This window comes from Acinetobacter junii CIP 64.5 (assembly GCF_000368765.1).
In the GTDB taxonomy this organism is placed as follows: Bacteria; Pseudomonadota; Gammaproteobacteria; order Pseudomonadales; family Moraxellaceae; genus Acinetobacter; species Acinetobacter junii.
This window is the reverse complement of record NZ_KB849659.1, coordinates 91,625-115,027: the sequence shown is the minus strand read 5'-3', so window position 1 is coordinate 115,027 and position 23,403 is coordinate 91,625. Positions and strand designations below refer to the sequence as shown.

At 40.2% G+C, this 23,403-nt stretch carries 23 protein-coding genes, 2 tRNA genes and 1 pseudogene; 7 read left to right on the top strand and 19 right to left on the bottom strand.

From position 1 onward, the window contains the following. A partial coding sequence (locus F948_RS15585) for an IS4 family transposase (RefSeq protein ID WP_004967033.1) occupies positions 1 to 330 on the top strand: 330 nt, incomplete at its 5' end. A gap of 38 nt (positions 331 to 368) precedes the next feature. Here F948_RS15585 and F948_RS15580 read toward each other — a convergent pair. Continuing rightward, the gene (locus F948_RS15580; RefSeq protein WP_004967029.1) at positions 369 to 2,066 is read right to left on the bottom strand and encodes an NAD-dependent malic enzyme; all 1,698 of its coding nucleotides are present in this window, start codon (positions 2,064 to 2,066) and stop codon (positions 369 to 371) included. A gap of 495 nt (positions 2,067 to 2,561) precedes the next feature. Here F948_RS15580 and argS point away from each other — a divergent pair, with 495 nt between their 5' ends. Both argS and F948_RS15570 read left to right on the top strand, forming a co-directional pair. After that, the gene (gene argS, locus F948_RS15575) at positions 2,562 to 4,361 is read left to right on the top strand and encodes an arginine--tRNA ligase (protein ID WP_004967027.1); all 1,800 of its coding nucleotides are present in this window, start codon (positions 2,562 to 2,564) and stop codon (positions 4,359 to 4,361) included. 235 nt (positions 4,362 to 4,596) lie between these two features. After that, positions 4,597 to 5,205, top strand: a complete 609-nt coding sequence (locus F948_RS15570; RefSeq protein ID WP_004905581.1) for an SPOR domain-containing protein — start codon at positions 4,597 to 4,599, stop codon at positions 5,203 to 5,205. Between the two features lie 69 nt (positions 5,206 to 5,274). Here F948_RS15570 and F948_RS15565 read toward each other — a convergent pair whose 3' ends face one another. From F948_RS15565 to guaA, 7 genes are all read right to left on the bottom strand, one after another. Continuing rightward, positions 5,275 to 5,928, bottom strand: a complete 654-nt coding sequence (locus tag F948_RS15565) for a glutathione S-transferase family protein (RefSeq protein WP_004905585.1) — start codon at positions 5,926 to 5,928, stop codon at positions 5,275 to 5,277. A gap of 97 nt (positions 5,929 to 6,025) precedes the next feature. After that, positions 6,026 to 6,367: an OsmC family protein gene (locus tag F948_RS15560; protein ID WP_004967025.1), complete on the bottom strand. Its 342-nt coding sequence runs from the start codon at positions 6,365 to 6,367 to the stop codon at positions 6,026 to 6,028. Positions 6,368 to 6,420: 53 nt separating this feature from the next. Then, positions 6,421 to 7,368 (bottom strand): pirin family protein, encoded by a 948-nt coding sequence (locus tag F948_RS15555; protein ID WP_004967022.1) that lies wholly within the window; start codon positions 7,366 to 7,368, stop codon positions 6,421 to 6,423. A 156-nt stretch (positions 7,369 to 7,524) separates the two neighbouring features. After that, on the bottom strand, positions 7,525 to 7,830 hold the full coding sequence (locus tag F948_RS15550; RefSeq protein WP_004967019.1) for a DUF3861 domain-containing protein: 306 nt from the start codon (positions 7,828 to 7,830) through the stop codon (positions 7,525 to 7,527). 60 nt (positions 7,831 to 7,890) lie between these two features. After that, positions 7,891 to 8,418, bottom strand: a complete 528-nt coding sequence (locus F948_RS15545; protein ID WP_001249795.1) for a PadR family transcriptional regulator — start codon at positions 8,416 to 8,418, stop codon at positions 7,891 to 7,893. Between the two features lie 222 nt (positions 8,419 to 8,640). Continuing rightward, entirely contained in the window at positions 8,641 to 9,429 is a 789-nt protein-coding gene (ant(3'')-IIa, locus tag F948_RS15540) for an aminoglycoside nucleotidyltransferase ANT(3'')-IIa (protein ID WP_001279068.1), read from the bottom strand. 65 nt (positions 9,430 to 9,494) lie between these two features. After that, entirely contained in the window at positions 9,495 to 11,063 is a 1,569-nt protein-coding gene (gene guaA, locus F948_RS15535; RefSeq protein WP_000210750.1) for a glutamine-hydrolyzing GMP synthase, read from the bottom strand. A 436-nt stretch (positions 11,064 to 11,499) separates the two neighbouring features. Between guaA and F948_RS15530 the strand changes: the two genes are divergently transcribed. Continuing rightward, positions 11,500 to 12,726: a DUF445 family protein gene (locus tag F948_RS15530; RefSeq protein ID WP_171053841.1), complete on the top strand. Its 1,227-nt coding sequence runs from the start codon at positions 11,500 to 11,502 to the stop codon at positions 12,724 to 12,726. Between the two features lie 70 nt (positions 12,727 to 12,796). On the opposite strand, the pseudogene F948_RS15525 reads toward F948_RS15530, so the two are convergent. After that, positions 12,797 to 13,012 (bottom strand): annotated as a pseudogene (locus F948_RS15525) (DoxX family protein); the annotation flags it as partial. Positions 13,013 to 13,266: 254 nt separating this feature from the next. On the opposite strand from F948_RS15525, the gene F948_RS15520 reads away from it, so the two are divergent. Further along, on the top strand, positions 13,267 to 13,905 hold the full coding sequence (locus tag F948_RS15520; protein ID WP_004905607.1) for a DedA family protein: 639 nt from the start codon (positions 13,267 to 13,269) through the stop codon (positions 13,903 to 13,905). Between the two features lie 16 nt (positions 13,906 to 13,921). On the opposite strand, the gene F948_RS15515 is transcribed toward F948_RS15520, so the two are convergent. The 5 genes from F948_RS15515 to F948_RS15495 form a co-directional block, all read right to left on the bottom strand. Then, on the bottom strand, positions 13,922 to 14,512 hold the full coding sequence (locus F948_RS15515; RefSeq protein WP_004967017.1) for a LysE family translocator: 591 nt from the start codon (positions 14,510 to 14,512) through the stop codon (positions 13,922 to 13,924). Between the two features lie 209 nt (positions 14,513 to 14,721). Beyond that, positions 14,722 to 15,111 carry a hypothetical protein gene (locus F948_RS15510; protein ID WP_004956592.1) on the bottom strand — a complete coding sequence of 130 codons (390 nt, stop codon included), beginning with the start codon at positions 15,109 to 15,111 and terminating at the stop codon, positions 14,722 to 14,724. 9 nt (positions 15,112 to 15,120) lie between these two features. Beyond that, entirely contained in the window at positions 15,121 to 15,963 is an 843-nt protein-coding gene (locus F948_RS15505) for a ParA family protein (RefSeq protein WP_004905614.1), read from the bottom strand. A gap of 81 nt (positions 15,964 to 16,044) precedes the next feature. Then, positions 16,045 to 16,440, bottom strand: a complete 396-nt coding sequence (locus tag F948_RS15500) for a SirB2 family protein (RefSeq protein WP_004905615.1) — start codon at positions 16,438 to 16,440, stop codon at positions 16,045 to 16,047. Positions 16,441 to 16,449: 9 nt separating this feature from the next. After that, on the bottom strand, positions 16,450 to 16,758 hold the full coding sequence (locus tag F948_RS15495) for a BolA family protein (RefSeq protein ID WP_004967016.1): 309 nt from the start codon (positions 16,756 to 16,758) through the stop codon (positions 16,450 to 16,452). Positions 16,759 to 16,997: 239 nt separating this feature from the next. On the opposite strand from F948_RS15495, the gene F948_RS15490 reads away from it, so the two are divergent. Both F948_RS15490 and F948_RS15485 read left to right on the top strand, forming a co-directional pair. Further along, a tRNA-Gly gene (locus F948_RS15490) sits at positions 16,998 to 17,073 on the top strand. A 45-nt stretch (positions 17,074 to 17,118) separates the two neighbouring features. Continuing rightward, positions 17,119 to 17,194 (top strand) — tRNA-Gly (locus tag F948_RS15485). Positions 17,195 to 17,253: 59 nt separating this feature from the next. On the opposite strand, the gene F948_RS15480 is transcribed toward F948_RS15485, so the two are convergent. The 5 genes from F948_RS15480 to F948_RS15460 form a co-directional block, all read right to left on the bottom strand. Continuing rightward, positions 17,254 to 18,606 (bottom strand): MFS transporter, encoded by a 1,353-nt coding sequence (locus F948_RS15480; RefSeq protein WP_004967014.1) that lies wholly within the window; start codon positions 18,604 to 18,606, stop codon positions 17,254 to 17,256. Between the two features lie 119 nt (positions 18,607 to 18,725). Further along, positions 18,726 to 19,751, bottom strand: a complete 1,026-nt coding sequence (locus F948_RS15475) for an enoyl-CoA hydratase/isomerase family protein (protein WP_004967012.1) — start codon at positions 19,749 to 19,751, stop codon at positions 18,726 to 18,728. Between the two features lie 12 nt (positions 19,752 to 19,763). Continuing rightward, a complete protein-coding gene (locus F948_RS15470) occupies positions 19,764 to 20,537 on the bottom strand; it encodes an enoyl-CoA hydratase (RefSeq protein ID WP_004967010.1) in 774 nt (257 codons plus the stop codon). Positions 20,538 to 20,558: 21 nt separating this feature from the next. Beyond that, positions 20,559 to 21,686: an acyl-CoA dehydrogenase family protein gene (locus tag F948_RS15465; protein ID WP_004956740.1), complete on the bottom strand. Its 1,128-nt coding sequence runs from the start codon at positions 21,684 to 21,686 to the stop codon at positions 20,559 to 20,561. A gap of 11 nt (positions 21,687 to 21,697) precedes the next feature. Continuing rightward, entirely contained in the window at positions 21,698 to 23,347 is a 1,650-nt protein-coding gene (locus F948_RS15460; protein WP_004967008.1) for an AMP-binding protein, read from the bottom strand. Between the last annotated feature and the right edge of the window lie 56 nt (positions 23,348 to 23,403).

The following is a 23,403-nucleotide window of genomic DNA, read 5'->3' as shown; positions in this document are numbered from 1 at the left end:
AACTTTCATCTGGCAGCATCCACCATTGCTGCAATTTATAAAGACCGCTGGAAGATTGAGTTATTCTTTAAAGCCATCAAGCAGAATTTAAAACTGAAGTCATTTCTAGGTCGAAGCCGCAATGCGATACAAACGCAAATATGGATTGCATTAATTGCCTATTTGCTGGTGAACTTCGCTAAACACATGGCACAAGAAGGATGGAGTGTTCAGCGTTTACTGAGAATTATTCAGATCAATTTATTTGAAAGGAAACTTTTAAGGTCACTCTTTGTGCCTGATAAAAAATGGCGAAAACAAGAAGAACCTCAATTGAGGTTCTTCTTGTGATATTTGTGGGACAGTAGTGGCGTAACGCTCCTTTTTATTTAAAACGGAATTCGTTTATATCGACGATATTCAGGATGCCAGAAAGATTCTTCTATTTTTTGCTGCAATAAATCATCACTAATGGTTACAGCCACACCATCTGCCATTGCAGCTTTTGCCACTTCAAATGCAATTACTTTAGACACTTGTTGAATTTCACCTAAAGGTGGCAATAAATCCGCTTGTGGATCTTTCAGCAACGGTGAACAGTCTGCTAAAGCACTACTTGAAGCCATGAGCATGTTTTCTGTAACGCGTTTAGCGCCTGATGCTACTACACCTAAACCAATACCAGGGAAGATGTATGAGTTATTGCACTGCGAAATATTATAAAGCTTGCCGTGATGATTTACAGGTGCAAATGGGCTACCCGTTGCAATTAATGCTTTACCTTCAGTCCATTCCACAATATCCGCCGGTACTGCTTCTACACGCGAAGTCGGGTTAGATAACGGCATCACAATTGGTCGTTCACAATTGGCAGCCATGGTCTTAATGATTTCTTCAGTAAATAGGCCCGGCTGACCAGAAACACCGATTAATACTGTAGGCTTGGCATTTTTAACAACATCAAGCAGTGAAATCACTTCTTCAATATTGCCCCATTGGTCTACTACTTCAGCTTTTTGAGCTAACTTACGTTGGAAGTCTAATAGGTTTGGCTGATTTTCAGTGATCAAACCAAAACGATCTACCATGTAAACACGAGCACGTGCTTCAGCATCGGTTAGACCTTCTGAAACCATTTGTGCAACGATTTGCTCTGCAATACCACAACCAGCCGAACCTGCACCTAAGAAAGCAATTGTTTGGTCTTTTAATTGTTTACCTGCTGCACGGCTTGCAGCAATTAAACTACCAACAGAAACCGCTGCTGTTCCTTGAATATCATCATTGAAACAACAAATTTTATCGCGATATTTTTCTAAAAGTGGCATCGCATTTTTTTGTGCGAAATCTTCAAACTGGATGAGCGCTTTTGGCCAACGATGCTTTACAGCTTCAATCACCATATCTACAAAGTCATAATACTCATCACCACTAATACGTGGTTGACGCCATCCCATGTAGATTGGGTCATTTAATAATTGAGGGTTATTCGTCCCTACATCGATTGTGATTGGCAATGTGTAAGCAGGGCTAATACCACCACATGCGGTATACAGCGAAAGTTTCCCAATTGGAATACCCATGCCACCAATGCCTTGGTCACCAAGACCTAAAATACGTTCACCATCTGTAATCACGATGACTTTGACATTATTTTTATTAACGTTTTGCAAAATATCATCAATCACATCACGATCTGGATATGAAATGAAAACACCACGATGACGGCGATAGATATCAGAGAAACGTTGACATGCCTCACCCACAGTTGGCGTGTAAATAATTGGCATCATCTCTTCAAGATGATTTTCAATTAAGTGGTAGAACAGAGTTTCGTTGGTATCTTGGATATTACGTAAATAGATGTGCTTATTAATATCATCATTGAAAGCACAATATTGCTGATAAGAGCGTTGGCTTTGCTCTTCGATAGTTTCAATAATATGTGGAAGTAACCCGTGTAAGTTAAAGTTACTTCTTTCTTCTTGAGTGAAAGCGGACCCTTTATTCAAAAGGGGTAACTCTAAAAGTGTATAGCCTGCATAAGGGATATAAAGGGGATGTTTACTTGGGTGACCTGATATCATTGCCTATCTCATTTTCCAGCTTAGAACTCAGAAAAGTACAGTTTCAGCACTCTCTAAAGCTCGTTGTATGCGTAAGCTTAAGACTATTTAATACAAAATAGGTATTTTAAACTGTGATATTGAAATTGAATACTATTTAGAAAAAACATATAACAAAATTAATATTAAAAATTAATTACTTACATTTTTCATCTTTTTAAATCTATTCTTTCTTAACTCTATATCTGGCTTAGAATCTTATATTTTTGCCCTGTCTTACATTTTTATAAAAAATACCAAGTGTTTTACTATCTTATAATTTCAAAAATATTGCATAGAAAGCTTGAATTTACTTGTTTTTAGAATTTTACTAATTTTATTTTTTAATATTTACGAAAAAAATAGTTCTCGGCAACTTCATGAAAGAAATTAAATGAAAGCGTTAAATGCACTCCCCTAACTTATAGGAAATTTGCTATATTTGACGTTTTTCTGCGACATCTATTTTCGATTGATATGAATACGGCAATACAAGCAGCTCTCGACCATGCAGTGCAAACCCTTCAGCAAGAAGGTGTGCTTCCTTCGGATTGGAATAATTCAAGCAATTTAACGCGCACCAAAGACCGAAGCCATGGCGACTTTGCTTCTAATATTGCCATGATCGGCTCTAAAGCCGCTGGTATGAAACCACGCGATTTAGCTGAGAAAATTCTCGCAGCGCTACCAGAAGTTGCAGACATCAGCAAAGCTGAAATCGCAGGTCCTGGTTTTATCAATTTCTTTTTAAATGCAGATCAACGTTTTGCAATTCTTGACCAGATTCAGGCTCAAAAAGAAAGCTTTGGTCGTAGCCAATCAAATGCAGCTAAAAAGATTCAAGTTGAATTCGTTTCTGCAAACCCGACGTCTAGCCTACACGTAGGTCATGGCCGCGGGGCTGCTTATGGTATGACTGTTGCAAACTTGCTTGAAGCGACAGGTGCTAAAGTTGATCGCGAATATTATGTAAATGATGCTGGCCGTCAAATGGATATTTTGGCGACTTCTACTTATTTGCGCTATTTAGAGTTAACAGGTCAAACTCTTGTTTTCCCTAAGAATGCCTACCAAGGCGACTACGTGAAAGAAATCGCACAAAGCATCATTGATCAAGATGGTGATGCTTATGTTCGTCCAGTTGCAGATATCTACAAAGATGTACCAGAAGACGTTCAATATGCAGAAGAATTAGACGCTGATGGCAACAAAGTTGTGCTCTCTGGGGATAAAGAAAAGCATATTGATGGTTTAATTTCGAATTCTCAAAAACATTTAGGTGAAGGCTATCGCGTTTTCCACCAAGCGGCTTTGCTTGCCATTTTAGATGATATTAAAGACGACCTCGCAGACTTTGGTGTGACCTTTGATCAATGGTTTAGTGAAGCATCATTGGCTGATAAAATTGATGAAGCACTTGCAACACTTGATCAACGCGGTTTCCTATACGAAAAAGATGGCAATATCTGGTTTAAATCAACTGAATTTGGTGATGAAAAAGATCGTGTTGTGAAACGTCGTAACGGTCAAACCACTTATTTTGCATCCGACATTGCTTATCATTTGAATAAATTACAACGTGGTTATACTGACTTAATTGATATTTGGGGTTCAGACCATCATGGTTATATCTCACGTGTCAAAGCAGCAATTGACGCGATGGGCTATGACTCGAAGAAATTGACTGTACTTTTAGTTCAGTTCGTGAGTTTGTGGCGTGGCGGTGAGATGGTACAAATGTCATCTCGTTCAGGTCAGTTCGTCACATTGCGTGATCTACGTAAAGAAGTTGGTAATGATGCGGCACGCTTCTATTACGTGATGCGTAAATCTGAGCAACACATTGATTTTGACTTAGACCTCGCGGTTTCGCAAAGCAAAGACAATGCGGTGTATTACATCCAATATGCGCATGCGCGTGTAAACAGTATTGTCAATCGTGCTAAAGAAAAAGGCATTGTATTTGACGCTACGAATGCACGACAGTTTGCTGATCTATTAACCTTAGAGACAGAAACAGAAATACTTGCAAAATTAGCAGCTTATCCTGAAATTGTTATACGAGCTGCAAATGTTTGCGAACCACATCAAATTGGTAACTATCTCAAAGATTTGGCTGCACTATTCCATGGTTGGTATGCACAAGATGGTGTGAAATTTGTAGATGAAACAAATACCTCATTGTCTCAAGCACGCTTACTGCTCTCAACGAATGTACAGCAAGTGTTACGTAATGGTTTAGAGTTATTGGGCGTATCTGCACCAGACTCAATGTAATCTAAACAACGTTATAATTAATAGATGCAAGCAAAGTTCGCTTTGCTTGCTTTATTATTTATATCGTTTAAGTTTAAGAAATGAGAGATTCATATTCACTTTACAGAAAAAAACACTATCTTAGGTTTTATCTGATAAATAATAAGGTGAATAACGCATTATTTTTGAACATAATGCTTTGTTTATTCAATGATTCACGTTACAAATAACATAATAGGATCAAGAGGAATTTCAGGTGTTTGGAAAAACGCAACGTGGTGTATCTGAACGACCAAATAAACCCAAAAAACCACTCATACCCAAGTGGCTCGGTATGCTTGTAGCCATTTTGGCGATTCTATGTGTTGCGGTTATGTTGATGCTATGGAAACCATGGCAACCTGTACCTGCTAAAAACCAGGTGACATCAGAGCATTATCAAGAAGAAGATACCAACAAAGACTATCGCTTCTATGATCTGCTCCCTCAACAACAAGTCACGCCAATTCCTGAACAAGCTGTTCCTGAAACCAAACAGCAAGGTAATGTCGTGATTATTGAATCCCCAGCCGCAGAGACGACAAACGCTGATGCGTCAGGAGGAATTACGCCAAGTGAGCAAACAGCTCCTGCTCAAGCCACTTATATTTTACAAGTGAGAAGCTATCCAGATCCTGATAGTGCCGATGCACGACGTGCCGAAATTATTTTAAATGGTTTATCGGCAGATGTAGTCAAAACTGTTGAAAATGGTCAAACATGGTATCGTGTTTTTTCAGGACCATACGATAGCCAAGATGCCGCTTTAGCAGCACAACAAACACTTCAAAATAGTGGTATTGATTCGATTGTCATCAAACGTTGATCGGCAAAATATCAAATAGAAAAGGAACGCTTGATCGTTCCTTTTTTATTTAAAGCAAGATGATTTGAACTAGCCACACTCAGATTCTAAACTTTTCTGTTCAGCACGTTGAAATGCCGCGCGCTCTTGTATTCGCTGTACAAAGGCTTGAATATTTGGGTATTTCCCATGTAGACGTTTTTGTAACGCAATCAATGGGAACGCCATTTGAATATCAGCAAATGAAAACTCACCTGCAAAATAATCATGCTCAGACAGATATTGTTCTAAATACAGAATATGTTCTTTTACACGAGGACGAATAAAACCACCTTTTACGCCATCTGTGATTTTCTCGGCAATTGGACGAATCACCCACGGTACATGCTTACTGACATTGTTCATGACTAAAGTCATCACCAAAAGCGGCATCAAAGACCCTTCCGCATAATGCATCCAATAGTCATATTGTCTTTGATCTTTCGCTTGTTGGGGTTTGAACTGCTGAAGTCGATCATATTGTTGCTGCAAATAATCCAAAATCACTGCCGATTCAACAATCACATCACCATCATCTACCAAGATAGGTGCTTTGCCGAGAGGATGTATGTTTTTAAGGATTTCTGGTGCTGCGTAACTGGCTGACCTTTGATAAAACTCTACTTGGTAGTCCACACCAAGCTCCTCTAATGCCCACAGTATTCGAAACGAACGGGAGCATTGCAGATAATGTAAGGTAATCATTTTGTGTGCCTGCTTGTGCTACGCAACTGTTGTTTTTTATCCCTCTAACAGTTGCGTTTAGAATTATGTTTTGCCCAAGCACAATAGCACTAAAGCCTTAAAGAATCACGGTCTGAATGTCTAAACTGCGTAACAAAGTTTTAGTGACAGGTGTCTTGCTGCAGACATTGAGAAGTTTTTCTTTTAGCTCTGGTGAAACAGGTTGCTTAAAGGTGACACGACGTTTAATTCGCTCCTGTTGTTCACGATTAGTATGAAAATCCACCTCAACAGTAAACTCACCTAAGTCTATTTCTTTATGTTGAGCATACATGCGCAATGTAATCATGGTACATGATGCTAGGCTAGCTGTAAGAAAATCATATGGTGCGGGACCTGTGTCATGTCCACCGAAAGATTCAGGCTTATCTGTCAAAAATTGATGCGTTCCACTAGTCACTTCCCCTTTCTACGGTTCAGGTAAAGTTAGAACTTTTACACTTGCGATAACACTCATTTTGAAGCCCTCATTTGATCAGGTAGCGTTGGTGCTTCCAAGCGTTTGCCTTGATAATCTGGAATCTCACCAAAGCGTGCATCATGGTTAATCCAGTCTTCACGTGCTTGCTGCAAGTCTTCCATCGTGCGTCCTACGAAGTTCCACCACAACAAAATAGGTGATTCAAAAGGTTCACCGCCAATGAGAAGCACTCGATTACCAGATTTGATTTCAACTTCGATTTCCGTCAAACCTGTTTCTAAAACCACCATATTATCAGCAGTTAATTCATGTCCGTTCACACGAGCTTTGCCATCAAGCGCCATGAAAGCATATTCAAATGCTGGATTAAGTGGTATACGTGTTTTAGTATCTTGGGTAGCAATGAGATCAACCCCTACTAACGGTGTATGAACCACAACTGGAGAAGTCGTCTCTAAATATTCACCCACCAGTACAGTAAATTCCAGACCGTCTTTTTCAACAACAGGAAGATCGGGATAATGTTCAAATTTCGGATCCATGTTGCGCTTATGGTCCGGTAATGCGATCCAGAGCTGTGCCGCATGCATTTGAGTTTCAGTATCAGGTGCAACCTCGGTATGAGAAATACCATGTCCCGCTGTCATTAAATTAACTTGTTTAGGACGAATTAATTGCTTTGACCCTAAACTATCTGTATGCATCATGGTCCCTTCAATCATCCAAGTGAAGGTTTGCAAACCAATATGTGGATGAGGTCCTACATCCAAACCATTGCCGGCAGGAAATGTTACTGGTCCTGCATGATCTAAAAAGCACCATGCCCCAATCATTCGTTTTTGTCGACTAGGTAAAGCCCGCTTAATCACCGTCCCCTGTCCAATTTCGGCAGAGCGAATTGGAAATTCCTGAATAAATTGATTGGCAAATTTTTCGCAATCCTTTGAATCCGAAATATCGTAATCGTTATTATTGCTCATGATATTACTCTCTTTTACCTATGCTTGTGCAATGAGTCGTTATACTGATCTTAACAATACACTCATTATTCAATATAGTCTTTTAGTAATACACAGGGTGCTATGAATGAGACAATCAATTTTTAATAATCGAAAATCTAAAGGGATATGGCCAACTTAAGGTGATTGGGTCTTAACTTGTTGTTTTAAATTTTTCATAAATTGTCCAAACTGTGGCAAGAATTCTTGAAACAATGGATGGTCTCGATTCTCTAACATGACTTCACTAAATAACTTTAGACCGACTGCAAAAGACTTTGTGGTTTGATCATCAAAAAATTCTGCTTTCTTTAACTTTTCAACAATCTCAAAAATATCGTCATGATTACCAGTATAGAACTCGAACCTTTCCGTATAAGTAGAAACTTCCCCTTTGGCATCTTTTAAATGTTGTACCGTAACGTGATATTGATGCTGTTTCATACATAAACCCTCTATTAAAGTTGATAGTTTTTAGATAATTTCAACCTGTTTAAGACCCACCTATAGGCGCCCAATCGCAACAGCAGCCTGATCAATTTTTTCAGCAATTTGATAGATCTGCTCTTGCTTCAACTCAGTGGTATTCAATTTCAAACGTAAAGCTGTTTTTAAGTTTTCCATGGCACGGTGAATTTCGATTAATTGATCATTACTGTGAATTTCACGTCTCAAACGCAATTTCTCTAACAACCCACTTAGCTTGTCTTGGTGTTCATTTAAATAAGCTTCCCCAAATTCCGTAATTTGATATTGTTTACGCTCTACATCTAGCAAGTTAATGAGGTTCATTTCTTCCAGGCTAGTTAAAGTCGGATAGATTGTTCCTGCACTTGGCGTATAGCCATCGCCTACCAAATCACTTATTTCTTTAATAATTTCATAACCATGCTTAGGACTTTGCTGAATAAGATGAAGGACTAAAAGTTTCATACGTCCAGCTTCAAAAAGTCTCCCACGACGCCCCGAACGGTGATGGCCGTGATGATGGTCATTATGTTCAGCATAATGATGTTGTGATTGTTGTCTCATCTTTGGAGGTTCTCTAATACGCACAATTTATAACTATTAAGATATATCTTAATATATCTTTTATCAAGAAAAAGTAATAAACTCCAACCTATTACTTTGATAATTATTAAAATTAATATTATTTTCTTTAAACACTAAGTAATAAAAAAAGAGTGCTTAAGCACTCTTATATAGCCGTATGTTTAGTAAAGTCGGTAAAAAAAGCCAGAATCTAAAAAATTATTATGTGATCAAATTTCTTTTCTGCTCAAACTGCTCTTCAATTTTTGAACTCAGAAAATTAACAATAGGCTGCAAAGCATAATGTTCCTCTTGCCAATTTTGCTTGCCGATTTCCCCTCTATATTCCTGTATAAGCCGCTGCAATACGAATTTCTGCTCAGGAGGAAGCTGAGGCATAACCCATCGAGCTGCATTGCCTTTTGAAGCAATATCCTTCATGACTAAACTAAAATAGATCCGGCATAAAGCTAAAATCTGGTTTCTTTCATCTGCATCCTCATCCCAATGAGCTACAATTTCGGGATAAGTATCAGACATTGCTTGCCATAGTTCTTGATCAGAAATTTCAGGTGCCCATTGGTTTAGAGCTGGACCAAATAAAACTGTATGATGAGATCTCGCTTTTCTAAGCAATATACTAATATCTGGGTCTTTCTGCGAACTTAATGTTCCACCTTCTTTAAGTTCTTCACGTAGCCATTCACCAAACTGCATTTCATAACTTAAAGGATAATTTCCAGACTGAATCTCATCTTTTAATAAAATAGTAACTTCTAATGGTCTTTGTAATTCCCCAACAGGCTGTGAAATTTTTAGTAATTCTCGTGCAAGCTGCTCGCGTAAAGCAGATGTTAATGGTTGAGTAACCACGACCAGAACATCAAGGTCACTTTCTGGCCCTAAGCCACCATCAACAGCTGAACCATAAAGATAGATTGCAAATAATGATTCCGCTAAAAGTTGCTGTAATTTTTCTTGTAGATATTCTAACTGAATGAAATCAGACAACTCTCACCTCCTTCGGAAGAAACAGATATAAAAAAGGCAGGATTTAATCCTGCCTTTTCATTTGATTATTCCCACTCAATCGTTGCTGGTGGTTTAGATGACACGTCGTATACCACACGTGATACATCTTTAATTTCGTTCATAATGCGTGTTGAGATTTTATCAACCAATTCGTATGGTAAATGTGCAAAACGAGCTGTCATAAAGTCAACTGTTTCAACTGCACGAAGCGCAATCACCCATGCATAACGGCGGCCATCACCGACTACACCCACTGATTTAACAGGTTGGAAGACAGCAAATGCTTGAGCTGTTTTATCATACCAACCGCTGTCACGAAGCTCTTGCATAAAGATATCATCAGCAAGACGAAGAATATCTGCATATTCTTTTTTCACTTCACCCAAAATACGAACGCCTAAACCTGGGCCCGGGAATGGATGACGGTAGATCATGCTGTGCGGTAAACCAAGTGTAGTACCTAATTTACGTACTTCATCTTTAAACAAGTCACGTAAAGGTTCAACCAATTCAAATGCTAAATCATCTGGTAAACCACCCACATTGTGGTGAGATTTAATAACGTGTGCTTTACCTTGTTTGCTTGCAGCAGATTCAATTACGTCTGGGTAAATTGTACCTTGCGCCAAGAATTTCACGCCATCAAGTTTACGTGCTTCTTCAGCAAATACTTCAATAAACTCGCGACCAATAATTTTACGCTTTGCTTCAGGATCGGTAACGCCAGCTAGAGCATTTAAGAAGCGCGCTTCTGCATCTGCACGAATAACACGAATACCCATGTTTTCAGCAAACATTTGCATCACTTGGTCACCTTCGTTTAAACGAAGCAAACCATTATCAACAAATACACATGTTAATTGATCACCAATCGCTTTGTGTAAAAGCGCAGCAACAACAGATGAGTCAACACCACCAGAAAGACCTAAAAGTACTTTCTCATTACCAATTTGCTCACGTAACTGCTCTACACGCAAATCGATGATGTGTTCAGGTGTCCAAAGGCCACCACATCCACAAATTTTGTGAACGAAATTAGAAAGTAGCTCTTCACCTTTTGCCGTGTGTGTTACTTCTGGGTGGAACTGAACACCGTAAAAACGGCGTGTTTCATCACTTACAGCAGCAACTGGACAGCTTGGTGTGCTTGCAGTAATCGTAAAACCTTCTGGAATCTGGCTCACTTTGTCGCCGTGGCTCATCCAAACGTGTAGTTGGTTTTCGCGGTCTTGTAAGTTGCCAATGAGTTGGTCACGTTTAACGATATCAACTTCGGCATAACCAAACTCATGTACAGTACCCGGCTCAACTTTACCGCCTAACTGTTCAGACATGGTTTGTAAACCATAGCAAATACCCAATACTGGAACGCCTAATTCAAACACCACTTGCGGTGCGCGAGGGCTGCCCTCTTCATGCACACTCTCAGGTCCACCTGATAAAATGATACCGTTTGGCTTAAAAGCACGGATGTCTTCTTCAGACATATCAAAGGCATACATTTCAGAGTAAACACCAGCTTCACGTACACGACGTGCAATGAGCTGACTATATTGAGAGCCGAAATCCAAAATAAGGATACGATCTTCAGTAATTTGAGTATTGGTCGTCATGGGATAATCATAAAGGCAAATGAATTAAGCGCCACATTCTAACATTTTTCACGCTTTGGCGCATCGCAATTCATCATCTATCTTATTTTTTAGCTTTACTTGCTAATCCCTGCTGAAATTTAAACTAAAATTTCACAACTTTTTGCCTATTTTAGAGAGTTAAATCAACAATTCTTGCCAATTCTGCTCAACACAAAGCAAAAATTGGTGCTAAGATGATGAACTGAAAAAAGCATTACCATGGAAAGGTATTCAATAGATCTCATCGTTTCCTTTTTATGTGAATGCGATGTCCTTGATAAAAGGAAAAATTAAAAGAATCTAAAGATATTGGTGTACCACCAATGTCCTAAAACATTTCATTATCATCTATGGCTTGTCTTGTCATAAGGCAACAATTAGGACTTGAAGGACCAATACAATAATGTTTCAAGAAATGATTGCAGATTTTCAACAGAATTTCTGGTTATATATTTCAATCCCTTTTATTAGTGGCATTATTGGCTATGTAACAAAAGTGATTGCGATTCAAATGATGTTCTCACCACTTGAGTTTAAGGGGTTAAGATTATTTGGTCTTCCTATTGGCTGGCAAGGTATCGTTCCTCGCAAAGCTGAAAAAATGGCAACCACTGCCGTTGAATTGATGACCTCAAAACTGATCAAACCTGAAGAAATATTTGCACGACTCGATCCGAAACGCATCGCAAAAGAAATTGAAAAACCGCTCATGGCAGCCGCTGAAGACATCACTCGTGAAGTTGCTCAGCAATACCAACCTGGTTTATGGGAAGGGATGCCAGAGTTTGCTCGTCAAAAACTGATCAAACGTGTCCAAACCAAAGCACCTGAAATCGTTGAACATATCATGAGTGAAGTACAGCGTGATGTGTCTAAGTACTTCGATATCAAGCACATGGTGGTCAACAACCTACTCAAAGATAAACGCCTCCTCAATGAAATCTTTAAAAAAGTCGGCAAACAAGAATTTAAATTCTTTAGTAATGTCGGCTTTATTTTTGGATTCGCGATTGGTGTCGTACAAATGCTTTGTTGGATTGTGACACAAGGAAAATATCCTTGGATGCTTCCAATGTTTGGTGGTTTTGTCGGTTTCTTTAGTGACTGGATCGCATTACAAATGATGTTTAGACCTTTGTACCCGAAAAAAATCATGGGTTACACATGGCAAGGACTATTCATTAAACGTCAAAATGAAGTGGCTGCGGACTACGCTGCATTAATCTCGAAACAGTTACTCACCTCTCGTAACATGATGGAAGAGCTTTTTTCAGGAACTCACTCAGACAAGGTAATTGAACTGGTCAGCCGCCATGTAAAACAAGAAATTGATTTACAGGCAGGTATTGTTCGCCCATTGGTGGTGTACGCGATTGGCGGCGAGAAGTATCAAAGCCTGAAAGCTGAAGTTGCTGAGCGTATTTTAAAACAGCTGCCAGATACGATGCGTTATGTTGAATCTTATGCTGAAGATGCAATGAATGTTCGTAATACCTTAGTTGATCGTATGCAACGCCTCAGCCCTGAAGAATTTGAAGGTATGTTACGTCCAGCATTCAAAGAAGATGAATGGTCATTGATTATCGTCGGTGCTGTGCTCGGTTTCCTCGTCGGGGAAATGCAAATCCACTTTATGCTGTAAATCTAAAATCCATACCAGCAAAAACAGGGAGCAATTGGCTCCCTGTTGATTTTATATCAATTGAAGTTATTTAATCGGTATGGGCAACCTTTTCAATTGCGTGGTCAAGGCTCAAACGGCCTGCGCCATGCAGTATTAAATAAAATAGGCCACCTGACATGGCCAGATTTTTCATAAAGTTGATGTGTTGTGCCTGATCATCGGCACTGTGGAAGATAAATGCAGTGATAATGCTGAAAATAGCCATTCCAAAGGCTGCAAAGCGTGCCTGAAAACCAAATAACAACATTCGGATTAAACATAATCAATTCCACACTGTTTGTTTTTTAACTTAACACCAGTTTATGTATCTTCCTATTTGCAATAAACATCATATTTATTAATACATCGTTCCATTTTAAGAACAATAGTGACTAATTTAACAGCAATTCGTTATGCTTTGCATCATTAAGTAAAGTTACTAATTAATTTGCTTTTCTTACTGACATTAGACAGACGCACTGCTAGGATTTAGCTCAAATTTATAGTGTTAAAGCCTTCATGGAACTCATTGATTTTATTCTGCACGTTGACGAACACCTTTTAGAGTTTATTAAGAATTATGGTGTCTGGATTTATGCCATTCTCTTTTTGATTATTTTTGTCGAAACGGGTTTAGTGGTGATGCCATTTCTGCCAGGCGATAGTTTGTTATTCGCGGCAGGTGCGCTAGCAGCATCAACTGGTGCAATGGATCCTTGGGTTCTCGGTGTCTTGTTGTTTATCGCTGCAGTTCTTGGTGACACTGTCAATTATCATATCGGACGTTACATAGGTCCTCGTGTATTTGAAATGAACTTGCGTTTCATCAATAAACAGCACTTGTTTAAGACTCAAGAATTTTTTGAGCGTCATGGTGGAAAAACCATTATCTTCGCACGTTTCGTGCCATTTGCACGTACCTTCGCGCCATTTGTAGCTGGTACAGGCAGCATGAACTATAAATACTTCCTGACCTATAACGTGGTGGGGGCATTCTGTTGGATCGCATCATTCATTACTTTGGGTTATTTATTTGGAAATATGCCAATCGTGAAAGATAATTTTACGCACTTAATTTTCGGTATCATTATTATCAGTATCTTACCAGGTGTAATTGGTTTTCTACGTCAGAAAATGCAAAGCATTAAAGCAAAATAATGCTCTGCCCCATTGATTAATAGAAACGAAAAATCATTGGTAAGGTGCAAATAATCAATAACATAGCCGATCCTTTGTACAAGTGGTCGGCTTTGATTCCTACCAAACTACCAGCCAATAATGCACGCCCAAAGATCATCCAAAAGATTGATACTGGTATTAACACTAAGCTAAACACTGCGAAAACCAATAATGCATTTTCAACGGAGTCCCATGTTTCTCTTGGGAAAATTCCTGCTGCCAATAACAATGTTTTAGGATTCTTTAGACTTGAAACAAATAGTCGAGGAGTTTTAATTTGTTGATGATGCTGATTATATTTTTGAAGATGTGAACTTTTCCATAAATGAAATGCTAGCCATAAAACATAGGCAACACTACAAACATGCAAAATGATGATTAAAGCAGGCCAAATTGGGTCAAAAAGATGGATAAATAACGCCCACAATCCGATCCCATAGATATAACCTAGCCACTCTACAGGTATATATGACAACGTTTTCAGCACGCCTTGTTGATGTGTTGAACTGGCTAATAAAGCATTCGTCGGCCCTGGAATGAGTAACACTGCGATCATCGCCAAAACAAAAAACCAACTCTCAATCATATAGATACCAACTGACTAAACATGCTCGCCACCTTATACGAAATTCGCTGCGACAAACAAGTTTTATGGGAAAAATGAACAATTTGAAATGAAGAAAATTGAAGATAGAATCAATTAAGACATTGTTATATTTATATTTTTAATGAAACATTTTGCTAAAATTTAATTAAGCATCACCAGCGTAAACACCAGTGATGCACATATGAAGATTAAGAATTTGCACGCTGTTTGACAATAATTGGGCAACCTTTAAACTTCGCAGCCTGAACAATTGCATCTTGTTGACCCAGTACATTCGCAAGCTCAGTATTTTTGGTGTTCATCGACTGCCCCATATTGACTGAGATCGAAGGCCCAAAGCCCCAACCGCCTTTACCCCAGCCACCGCCAAGTCCAACTCCCACCCCTACGCCTGTGCGCTTCGGTGTTTGTACCCCATTATCGATGTAATGCTGAATACGATTGTATTCTGCTTGTAGTTGCTGACAGTTTAATGACTGATATTGCGTTGGAGATACATAAGCAGGTTTAACCGTCGATGCACATGCACCGAGAAATAAGGTTGTTGCCAAAACTGGCAACCAATATAAACGCTTCATAAGCTTCTCTTATTTTTTTGCTTCAATCTCATTGAATAAAGTGACATAAGCAAGCGTCAATTTATGTTCAGCTGCGAGATGAACCAAAGGTAAATTCTTCTGATGTGATTCTTTCATCAAAACTGATGGCGGCAGCATACTTTCAAGTACAGGCAAACCATCATCTTTCAATTGTTGAACCACTTCACGTGGTAATTTTGCTTGAGCTTGATATTGATTGACCACAATACCTTCAATCTCTAAGCGATCATTATGATCATCTTGGGTTTCGATCACATTTTCAATCAAAGTTTGTAACGCACGTTTAGAGAAAACATCACAATCAAATGGAATTAATACACGATCTGCTGCAATTAATGCGGATAAAGTAAAGAAATTGAATGCAGGTGGTGTATCAATAAAAATACGATCATAACGTGCACTAAGCGATTGAATTGAATCACGTAATTTATAAATTTTATGTTTGCTTTCTAATGCGTGTTCTAATGAACCTAGACTTGGACTGGCAGGAATGACATCTAAATTTTCAAATGACGAACGATGTACATAACTTTCAAGCCCTTTACCACGTGGGGCTTTCAAAATAGAACCAATTGCATTACCAATCAGTCCTTTTTGTTGTGTTGTACCTAAGACATCTTCAAAGAAGTTCTCAATGTTTGGCTCTAATGCTGTTTTATCAGCAGAATATGTCGCATCTTCACCCAAAAGGTATTGGCTCGAATTTGCCTGTGGATCAAGATCAATAACTAAGGTTCTTAGACCTTGTTTAGCACTGATTGCTGCCAAATTGACTGTGATACTTGATTTTCCCACACCACCTTTTTGGTTAAATACCACACGAGTTAACATGATTTCCCTCTACAAGATTTTTTGTAAACTGCACGCAGTTTAACCTAGTGCTAAAACAATTACTAAAACAATGTCAAACAATCATGCAAAAACTGGCTTGATCATAACTAAGCCCAGAATACCCACTAAGGCCACTGTTCCGATCAATAAACCAGCACGACGTTGAACCAAAAGTACCGTATCATCTTTTTTATACATTTTGATCATCGAAGACCAGAGTACAAAAAATAGGATGACTTTGGCATAGAACCACGGCTCGACTTGGAAGTTTTTCATATAAACCAGCACAGCACCCGTAACAATAATTAAAGTCAACGATAAATGCTGTAACCCTACGATCGCTTTACTTGAGCTTGTATTTGGCTGTTGATTATCTCGCAATCCAATAAACAAAGTTGCTGCTCGAGCGACAAATACTAGAATGAGCAAACTCACCGCTGACATATGGATAATTTTGGTAATTAAATGCGCGTCCATAGTCGATTCCTAGTTTTTTGGTGCATGGGCACATTCAGGACTTGCTGGTGCTTGTCCTTGCCATTCTGAAGTGATATAAGCATGTATAGCTAAGGCGTGAATTTTCCCAGGACTCATCAATTCCGCAGCAACCGCATAAATTTTCTGGTGACGCTGTACAAGACGTAAACCTTGAAACTCTTCACTGACCACCACAACTTTAAAATGAGATTCTTTACCTGGAAAGTATCCACCATGACCTGAAGATTCATTGATAACTTCAAGATGAGTAGGGTTTAACGTGTTTAAGCGCTCAATTAACTGTTGTTCTAAGTTCATCATTCACTCTGTAAATCAGATTGAGATAGTGCATTGATTATACATAACTACTTGCATGAGGTCTGTGATGATTTCAGAGATACAAACGCAGAGTATCTGGGCAAAATAGATTAAAACTTCGCCTCTAAAGGTGAGTTTTTCGGTATTTTCAAGATAAATGCTTTTATTTTATGCAATTAAGCAAAAACTTTGCATAAAGTTGTTGACCCTTGTTTTGCTTAATGTATTATAGCTGGCACGCGGGAATAGCTCAGTTGGTAGAGCATAACCTTGCCAAGGTTGGGGTCGCGAGTTCGAGTCTCGTTTCCCGCTCCAGATTGGTTTTTTTAAGTGTAAGTTTTAGTAAAAACTGCTCAATATGCGGGAATAGCTCAGTTGGTAGAGCATAACCTTGCCAAGGTTGGGGTCGCGAGTTCGAGTCTCGTTTCCCGCTCCAAATTTAAAAGGCCCTAGTCGAAAGATTAGGGCTTTTTTCTTATCTATGGATTTTGCAAACTAGGATTGTTCAGTAATCTTCGTTTTTAAATCTAGCTCATTTGATTGCTGATAAGTTTGAGCAATTCGGTCACGCGGCATAAAAGTTGTCGCAATAATTGCTATCATCGCCATCGAACCAATATAAATCATAATCAAATATGGATTGCCACCACCGACACTCAACAACTTGGTTGCAATCAACGGTGCAATACCACCACCCAATACACCAGCCAACTGCACTGAAATCGAGATACCGCTATAACGAATCTCAGCAGGGAACTGACGCGCGAATAATTGTGCTTGCGGCGCATACATAATCGGGAACACCACACCAATTGCCAATACAATCGCAGTCCACACCAGTACAGGGTCTTTGGTATTGAGCATACTAAAGAATGGATAGCTAAATACTGCCAACACGCATAAGCCAAACATAAACATGTTGCGTTGACCAACCCGATCGGACAGATGTCCACACAATGGGGTCATAAATAGAATGACTGCTGCACCACAAATGGTGGCAAATAAAATCTCTTGTCGAGGGATTCCAAGTTGAGTCGTGGTATAAGCCAAGGTGAATGTTGATGCAATATAAAACCATGCGTTTTCAGCAGCACGTGCCACAATAATCGTAATCAACTGTTTTGGATGTTGTTTGAAGACCTGTAACGCAGGAACTTTAATATTCTCAGCTTGCTCTTTGACTTTCTCAAAGTCAGGTGACTCAGGTACTTTGACACGGATATACCATCCTACAGCCAGTAATACGATACTTGCGAGGAAAGGGATGCGCCAGCCCCAACTAAACAACGCTGGTTCAGGCAGTAGGGACACTAAACCGAGCGCAATTGAAGCCAGCATTAAACCGCCACCTGTACTGGCTTGAGGCAAACTGCCCCAAAATCCTTTTTTGCCCTCAGGTGCATGTTCAACTGCCATGAGCACAGCACCGCCCCACTCTCCACCCATAGCCATACCTTGGATAAAACGCAAGATCACCAAGCAAATCGCAGCCCAATAGCCAATTGATTCATAAGTAGGCAACAGCCCAATCAATACAGTGGGAATACCCATCAGCATCAAAGTCAGTAACAACATGGACTTACGACCAATCTTGTCGCCGAAATGTCCAAACACTAAACCACCTAAAGGTCGTCCAATAAAGCCTACTGCATAAGTACCAAATGCTGCGAGTACGCCTGTCAGTGGATCAAGATTAGGGAAAAATAATTTATTGAAAATCAGTGCTGCCGCTGCACCATAGATAAAAAAGTCATACCACTCGATGGTGGTACCCACCATACTGGAGATACCTGCCAAACGATGTGATGACTTTTTAGGATGTGAACCGTTTCCATGTAATGTTTGCATCTTCATTTTCCTTTCTTGGAAATTTTTATTCTGAATTTTTATGCTGATGATCATGCTTGATCAAAAGTCTACGTCCTGCTTGTATTTCTCCTTTGTGATAACAATCGGATGAGCCGTACTTAGCTCAGCTTTTCTAATATTTGCTCTAGTTCAGGATTGGCTTGTTGCCATTGCGGTTGTTTGTCTTTATCGACAATCAGTGCACGCACGCCTTCAATAAAGTCTCCATGCTCAAACCAAATATCCTGCAAATCACGCTCTAGTTGCATACATTGCTGCAAGGAAAGCCCACGTCCAAGATGTTGTAGTTTCAAGCTAGTTTGTTTTGCTACGAATGAGCGTTGTTGCAGTAGATGCAGTAATTTGCTTGCCCATGCTTTTAACTGCTCATCTTGTTCATTTACAAGACTTTGCTCAATCTCATCCAAATGTTGAAAACCGAAATGTTTACGAATCGCTTCAGCATACTGTTTCAATTCACTTTCTGCTGGGCGGGTGATAAAGCAACTCACAATATATTCAATGTTTTGTTGACTTAAATCGTTTTCTGCAACCAAGGCATCTTGCAAAGCTTGTAATTTTTCGCTCGGAACATGGTAGTCAATCAAATCCAAATAAAGAGCATCACTGCTACTGATTTGCTCACCTGTAATCGCCATATACACGCCTATGTCATCCAAGCGCGATAGGAAATGAGTAGCGCCGACATCTGGGAAAAAACCAATCGCTGTTTCAGGCATGGCAAAGCGTGATTTTTCACTACTCACAATGATGTGGCAGGCTTGTGCTAAACCAAAACCACCACCAAGCACATAACCATCGAGCAGAACGATGACAGGTTTATGGTACTCGCGTATGGTAGTGAGCATCTTATATTCGGCACTAAAATACCCCTGATGATCGGTCGTGCCCAGTTTATAACTGTCATACAGATAGCGAATATCGCCTCCTGCACAAAAGGCTTTCGGGCTGTTCGATTTGATTAAAATCGCTTGGATAGCGGCATCATCTCGCCAAAGCTCAAGTTGGGCTCGAATCCCCTCAATCATCTCTAGTGATAATGCATTCAGATGTGTCACTCGATCTAAGGTGATCATGCCTAGACCACCTTGTTGCTCAATCATTAAGTGATTTTCTTTGTTCATTTTATTGATCTCTTATTGATTTTTAAAATTTGCCTGCCGCTTTTCAACAAAAGCTTGCATGCCTTCTTTTTGGTCCGCAGTGGCAAAAATAGAATGGAACATGCGTCGTTCAAATCGTAATCCTTCGGTCAAATTGACTTCAAACGCTCGATTAATGGTTTCTTTCAGCATCATGTTTGCGGTCAGAGAACGTGTCGCAATTTGTTCAGCGGCTTGTAGGGTTTGTTCGAGTAGGTCTTCTTTGTTGAATACACGTGCAACCAAACCACATAACTCAGCTTCTACTGCACCCATTTGTCGTGCGGTGAGGCACATTTCCATGGCTTTAGCTTTACCAATGGCATGAGTTAAACGTTGTGTTCCACCAATTCCCGGAATTACGCCCAAAGTCACTTCCGGTAAGCCGAACTTGGCATTCTCAGCGCAGTAGATAAAGTCACACATCAGTGCCAATTCACAACCACCACCCAAAGCATAGCCACTCACCGCAGCAATCAAAGGTTTACGGCGTTGGGCAATACGATCTGCAAGATGAAAAAAATCATCAAAATAAATATCAGGAAAATTCAGCTGTGCCATTTCCTTAATATCCGCGCCTGCTGCAAAAGCTTTTTCTGAACCTGCCAACACAATACAACCAATCTCACCATCCTTTTCCAGTTGGTCGAGGGCTTGATTCACTTCACTGATCAATTCACTGTTAAGCGCATTTAAAGCTTTAGGACGATTGAGAGTAATTAACCCAACACCATTACGCTTTTCCAATAAAATAGTTTGCCACTGCATCATTCAATCCTTGTTTGAGTTTTATAGACTACGTGCGATCACTAAACGTTGAATATCGCTAGTACCTTCATAAATCTGACAAATTCGTGCATCACGATAAATTCTCTCGATTGGAAAATCTTTCAGATAGCCATAACCACCAAAGACCTGTAAGGCACTTGAACAAACACGCTCTGACATTTCAGAAGCAAATAATTTGGCCATCGATGCTTCATTCAAACAAGGCTGACCCGCTTCTTTGAGACGTGCAGCATAATGAACCAGTTGTCGTGCAGCTTCGATCTCTGTTGCCATACTGGCAAGGCGGAAGGCAATCGCTTGATGCTCGAAAATTGGTTTACCAAATGTCAGACGTTCTTTGGCATAGTGCGTGGCTTCTTCTAAAGCTGCACGCGCCAAACCCACTGCTTGTGCTGCAATCCCGATACGACCACCTTCTAAATTAGCAAGTGCAATTTTCAGACCCTCGCCTTCTTTACCCAACATCAAACTTTTATGCACACGTACATCGGTCAAAGCAATCTGACAGGTATCCGAAGCATGTAAACCTAACTTTTCTTCGACACGAATGACCTCATATCCGGGTGTATCACGTGGCACGAGAAAGGCACTAATACCCTTTTTACCTGCGCTTGGGTCAGTCACGGCAAAGACGATAATCACCCCTGCATTATGACCGGAAGTAATAAACTGCTTTGCACCATTCAGAATATAATCATCACCATCTTTAACCGCGCGAGTTTTGATAGCTGCAGCATCCGAACCGGTATGAGGTTCGGTTAAAGCAAAGGCTCCGATCATTTCACCTTGGGCTAAGGGCTTTAAAAAGCGTTCTTTTTGCTCGTCATTACCAAACTTTAAAATAGGTACACAGCCCACCGAATTATGCACGCTCATAATAGTCGAGGTCGCACCATCTGCTGCTGCAACTTCTTCGAGTGCCAATACATAGGCCAAATTTCCCGTATCTGACCCACCCCATTGCTCTGGGACGAGCATCCCCATAAAACCAAGCTGCCCCATCTGCGCCAACGCAGCTTTGGGAAAGGTGCCATCTCGATCCCAATCACTGGCATTCGGTTTGATTTGTTCTTGGGCGAAACTTTTCGCCATATCACGAATTAACAATTGTTCTTCGGTAAATTGCATTGTTATTTCCCTTACCCTGCTTTTGCTTGTTGCTTAGCAATTTCCTGATTACGCAATAAAAAACGTTGGATTTTACCACTTGGCGTCTTCGGCAACTCGGTGACAAATTCCACTAGACGTGGATATGCATGTGCAGAAAGACGTTTTTTCACAAATTGGCTTAATTCTTCTGCCAAAGCAACCGTAGACTGCACGCCTGCCGCTAAAATCACAAAGGCTTTAACCAGTTCAGTACGATCTGGATCAGGCACACCAATCACTGCGGCTTCAATTACCGCATCATGTTCAAGCAAAGCACTTTCAACATCAAATGGACCGATGCGATAACCAGATGTGGTGATCACATCATCGCTACGCCCTACAAAACTCATACTGCCATCACTATGTAACTCAGCGGTATCGCCTGTTAAGTAATAATTGCCAACAAAAGGTGATTTACGGCTTTCTTTATAACCACCAAACCACATCATTGGTGACTGGCTGATATCCACCGCTAAAATTCCGGCGGTGTCTGGCGGAAGCTCTTCGCCTTGTTCATTGACCACGGCAACCCGATAACCTGGACTTGGAAAACCTGCCGCACCCGCACGTATTTCATGGCTTAAACCGTGATGGTTACAGACCACCATACCCACTTCAGTTTGTCCGTAATGATCGTAAATCGGCGCATCTAAAACTTGTTTGAACCAGCGAATCACTTCTGGATTCAGTGGCTCACCTGCACTGCTGACCACACGGAACTGACCTTTTAACGGCGCCATTTGTGCTGGATCAGCCGCCATCATCATACGATAAGCCGTTGGTGCACCTGCCAAATTGGTGATTTGATAATCCTTGACAATTTGACACAAACTATCCGTACTAAATCCACCCTCGTAGAACAACGTCGCATGTCCCAAGAATAACGGCCCCGTAATCGCATAGTACAAACCATAGGCCCAACCCGGATCAGCAATATTCCAAAAAGCATCATCTTCAGTTAAGCCAATCGCATCTTGCATATAGCGACCAAATGCAATCAAGGCTTTTAGTGGAACTTCGAGCGGTTTTGCAGGTCCAGTAGTACCTGAGATAAACATCAATAAGAATGGATCATGCAAATTACGCATGACTAATTCACATTGATCAGACTGCTGATTCAGCTCCTGCCAAAAATTAAAATCGCTGGCTTTGAGCACTGAACCTTCTGTATCAGCAACGGTCACGATAGCTGGACATTGTTCAACTTCATCGAGCTTGCTGCGATTACCCACATCCGTGACGACTAATTTGCTTTGTGCAAGTTGAATACGATGCTCAATCGCTTTTGGCCCAAAAGCAGTAAACAGCGGTTGATATACGGCTCCAATTCGCCATGCGGCTAAAATCGTCACGATCAGCTCAGGCGTTCGTGGTAATAAACCCGAAATACGATCACCTGCCTGTACACCTTGTGATTTTAGAAAATTAGCAAATTGACTGGACCACTGTTTGAATTGCGCAAAGGTATATTGTTCCTTACGCCCATCTTTGCCTTGCCAGTACAAAGCAACTTTTTCACCATCTACATGTCGGTCACAACACTCAAAGCATGCATTGAGTGCATCCAACGAACCTGACAACATGTGTTGAGCCGTATTTTCAAAATCAAATGCATTTGCCACATCTTTATAATTCAACATCTCTATTCCCTCAGTCTGGATTTGTAGTTATTTACGACAGAGTTGCATTTATTGGT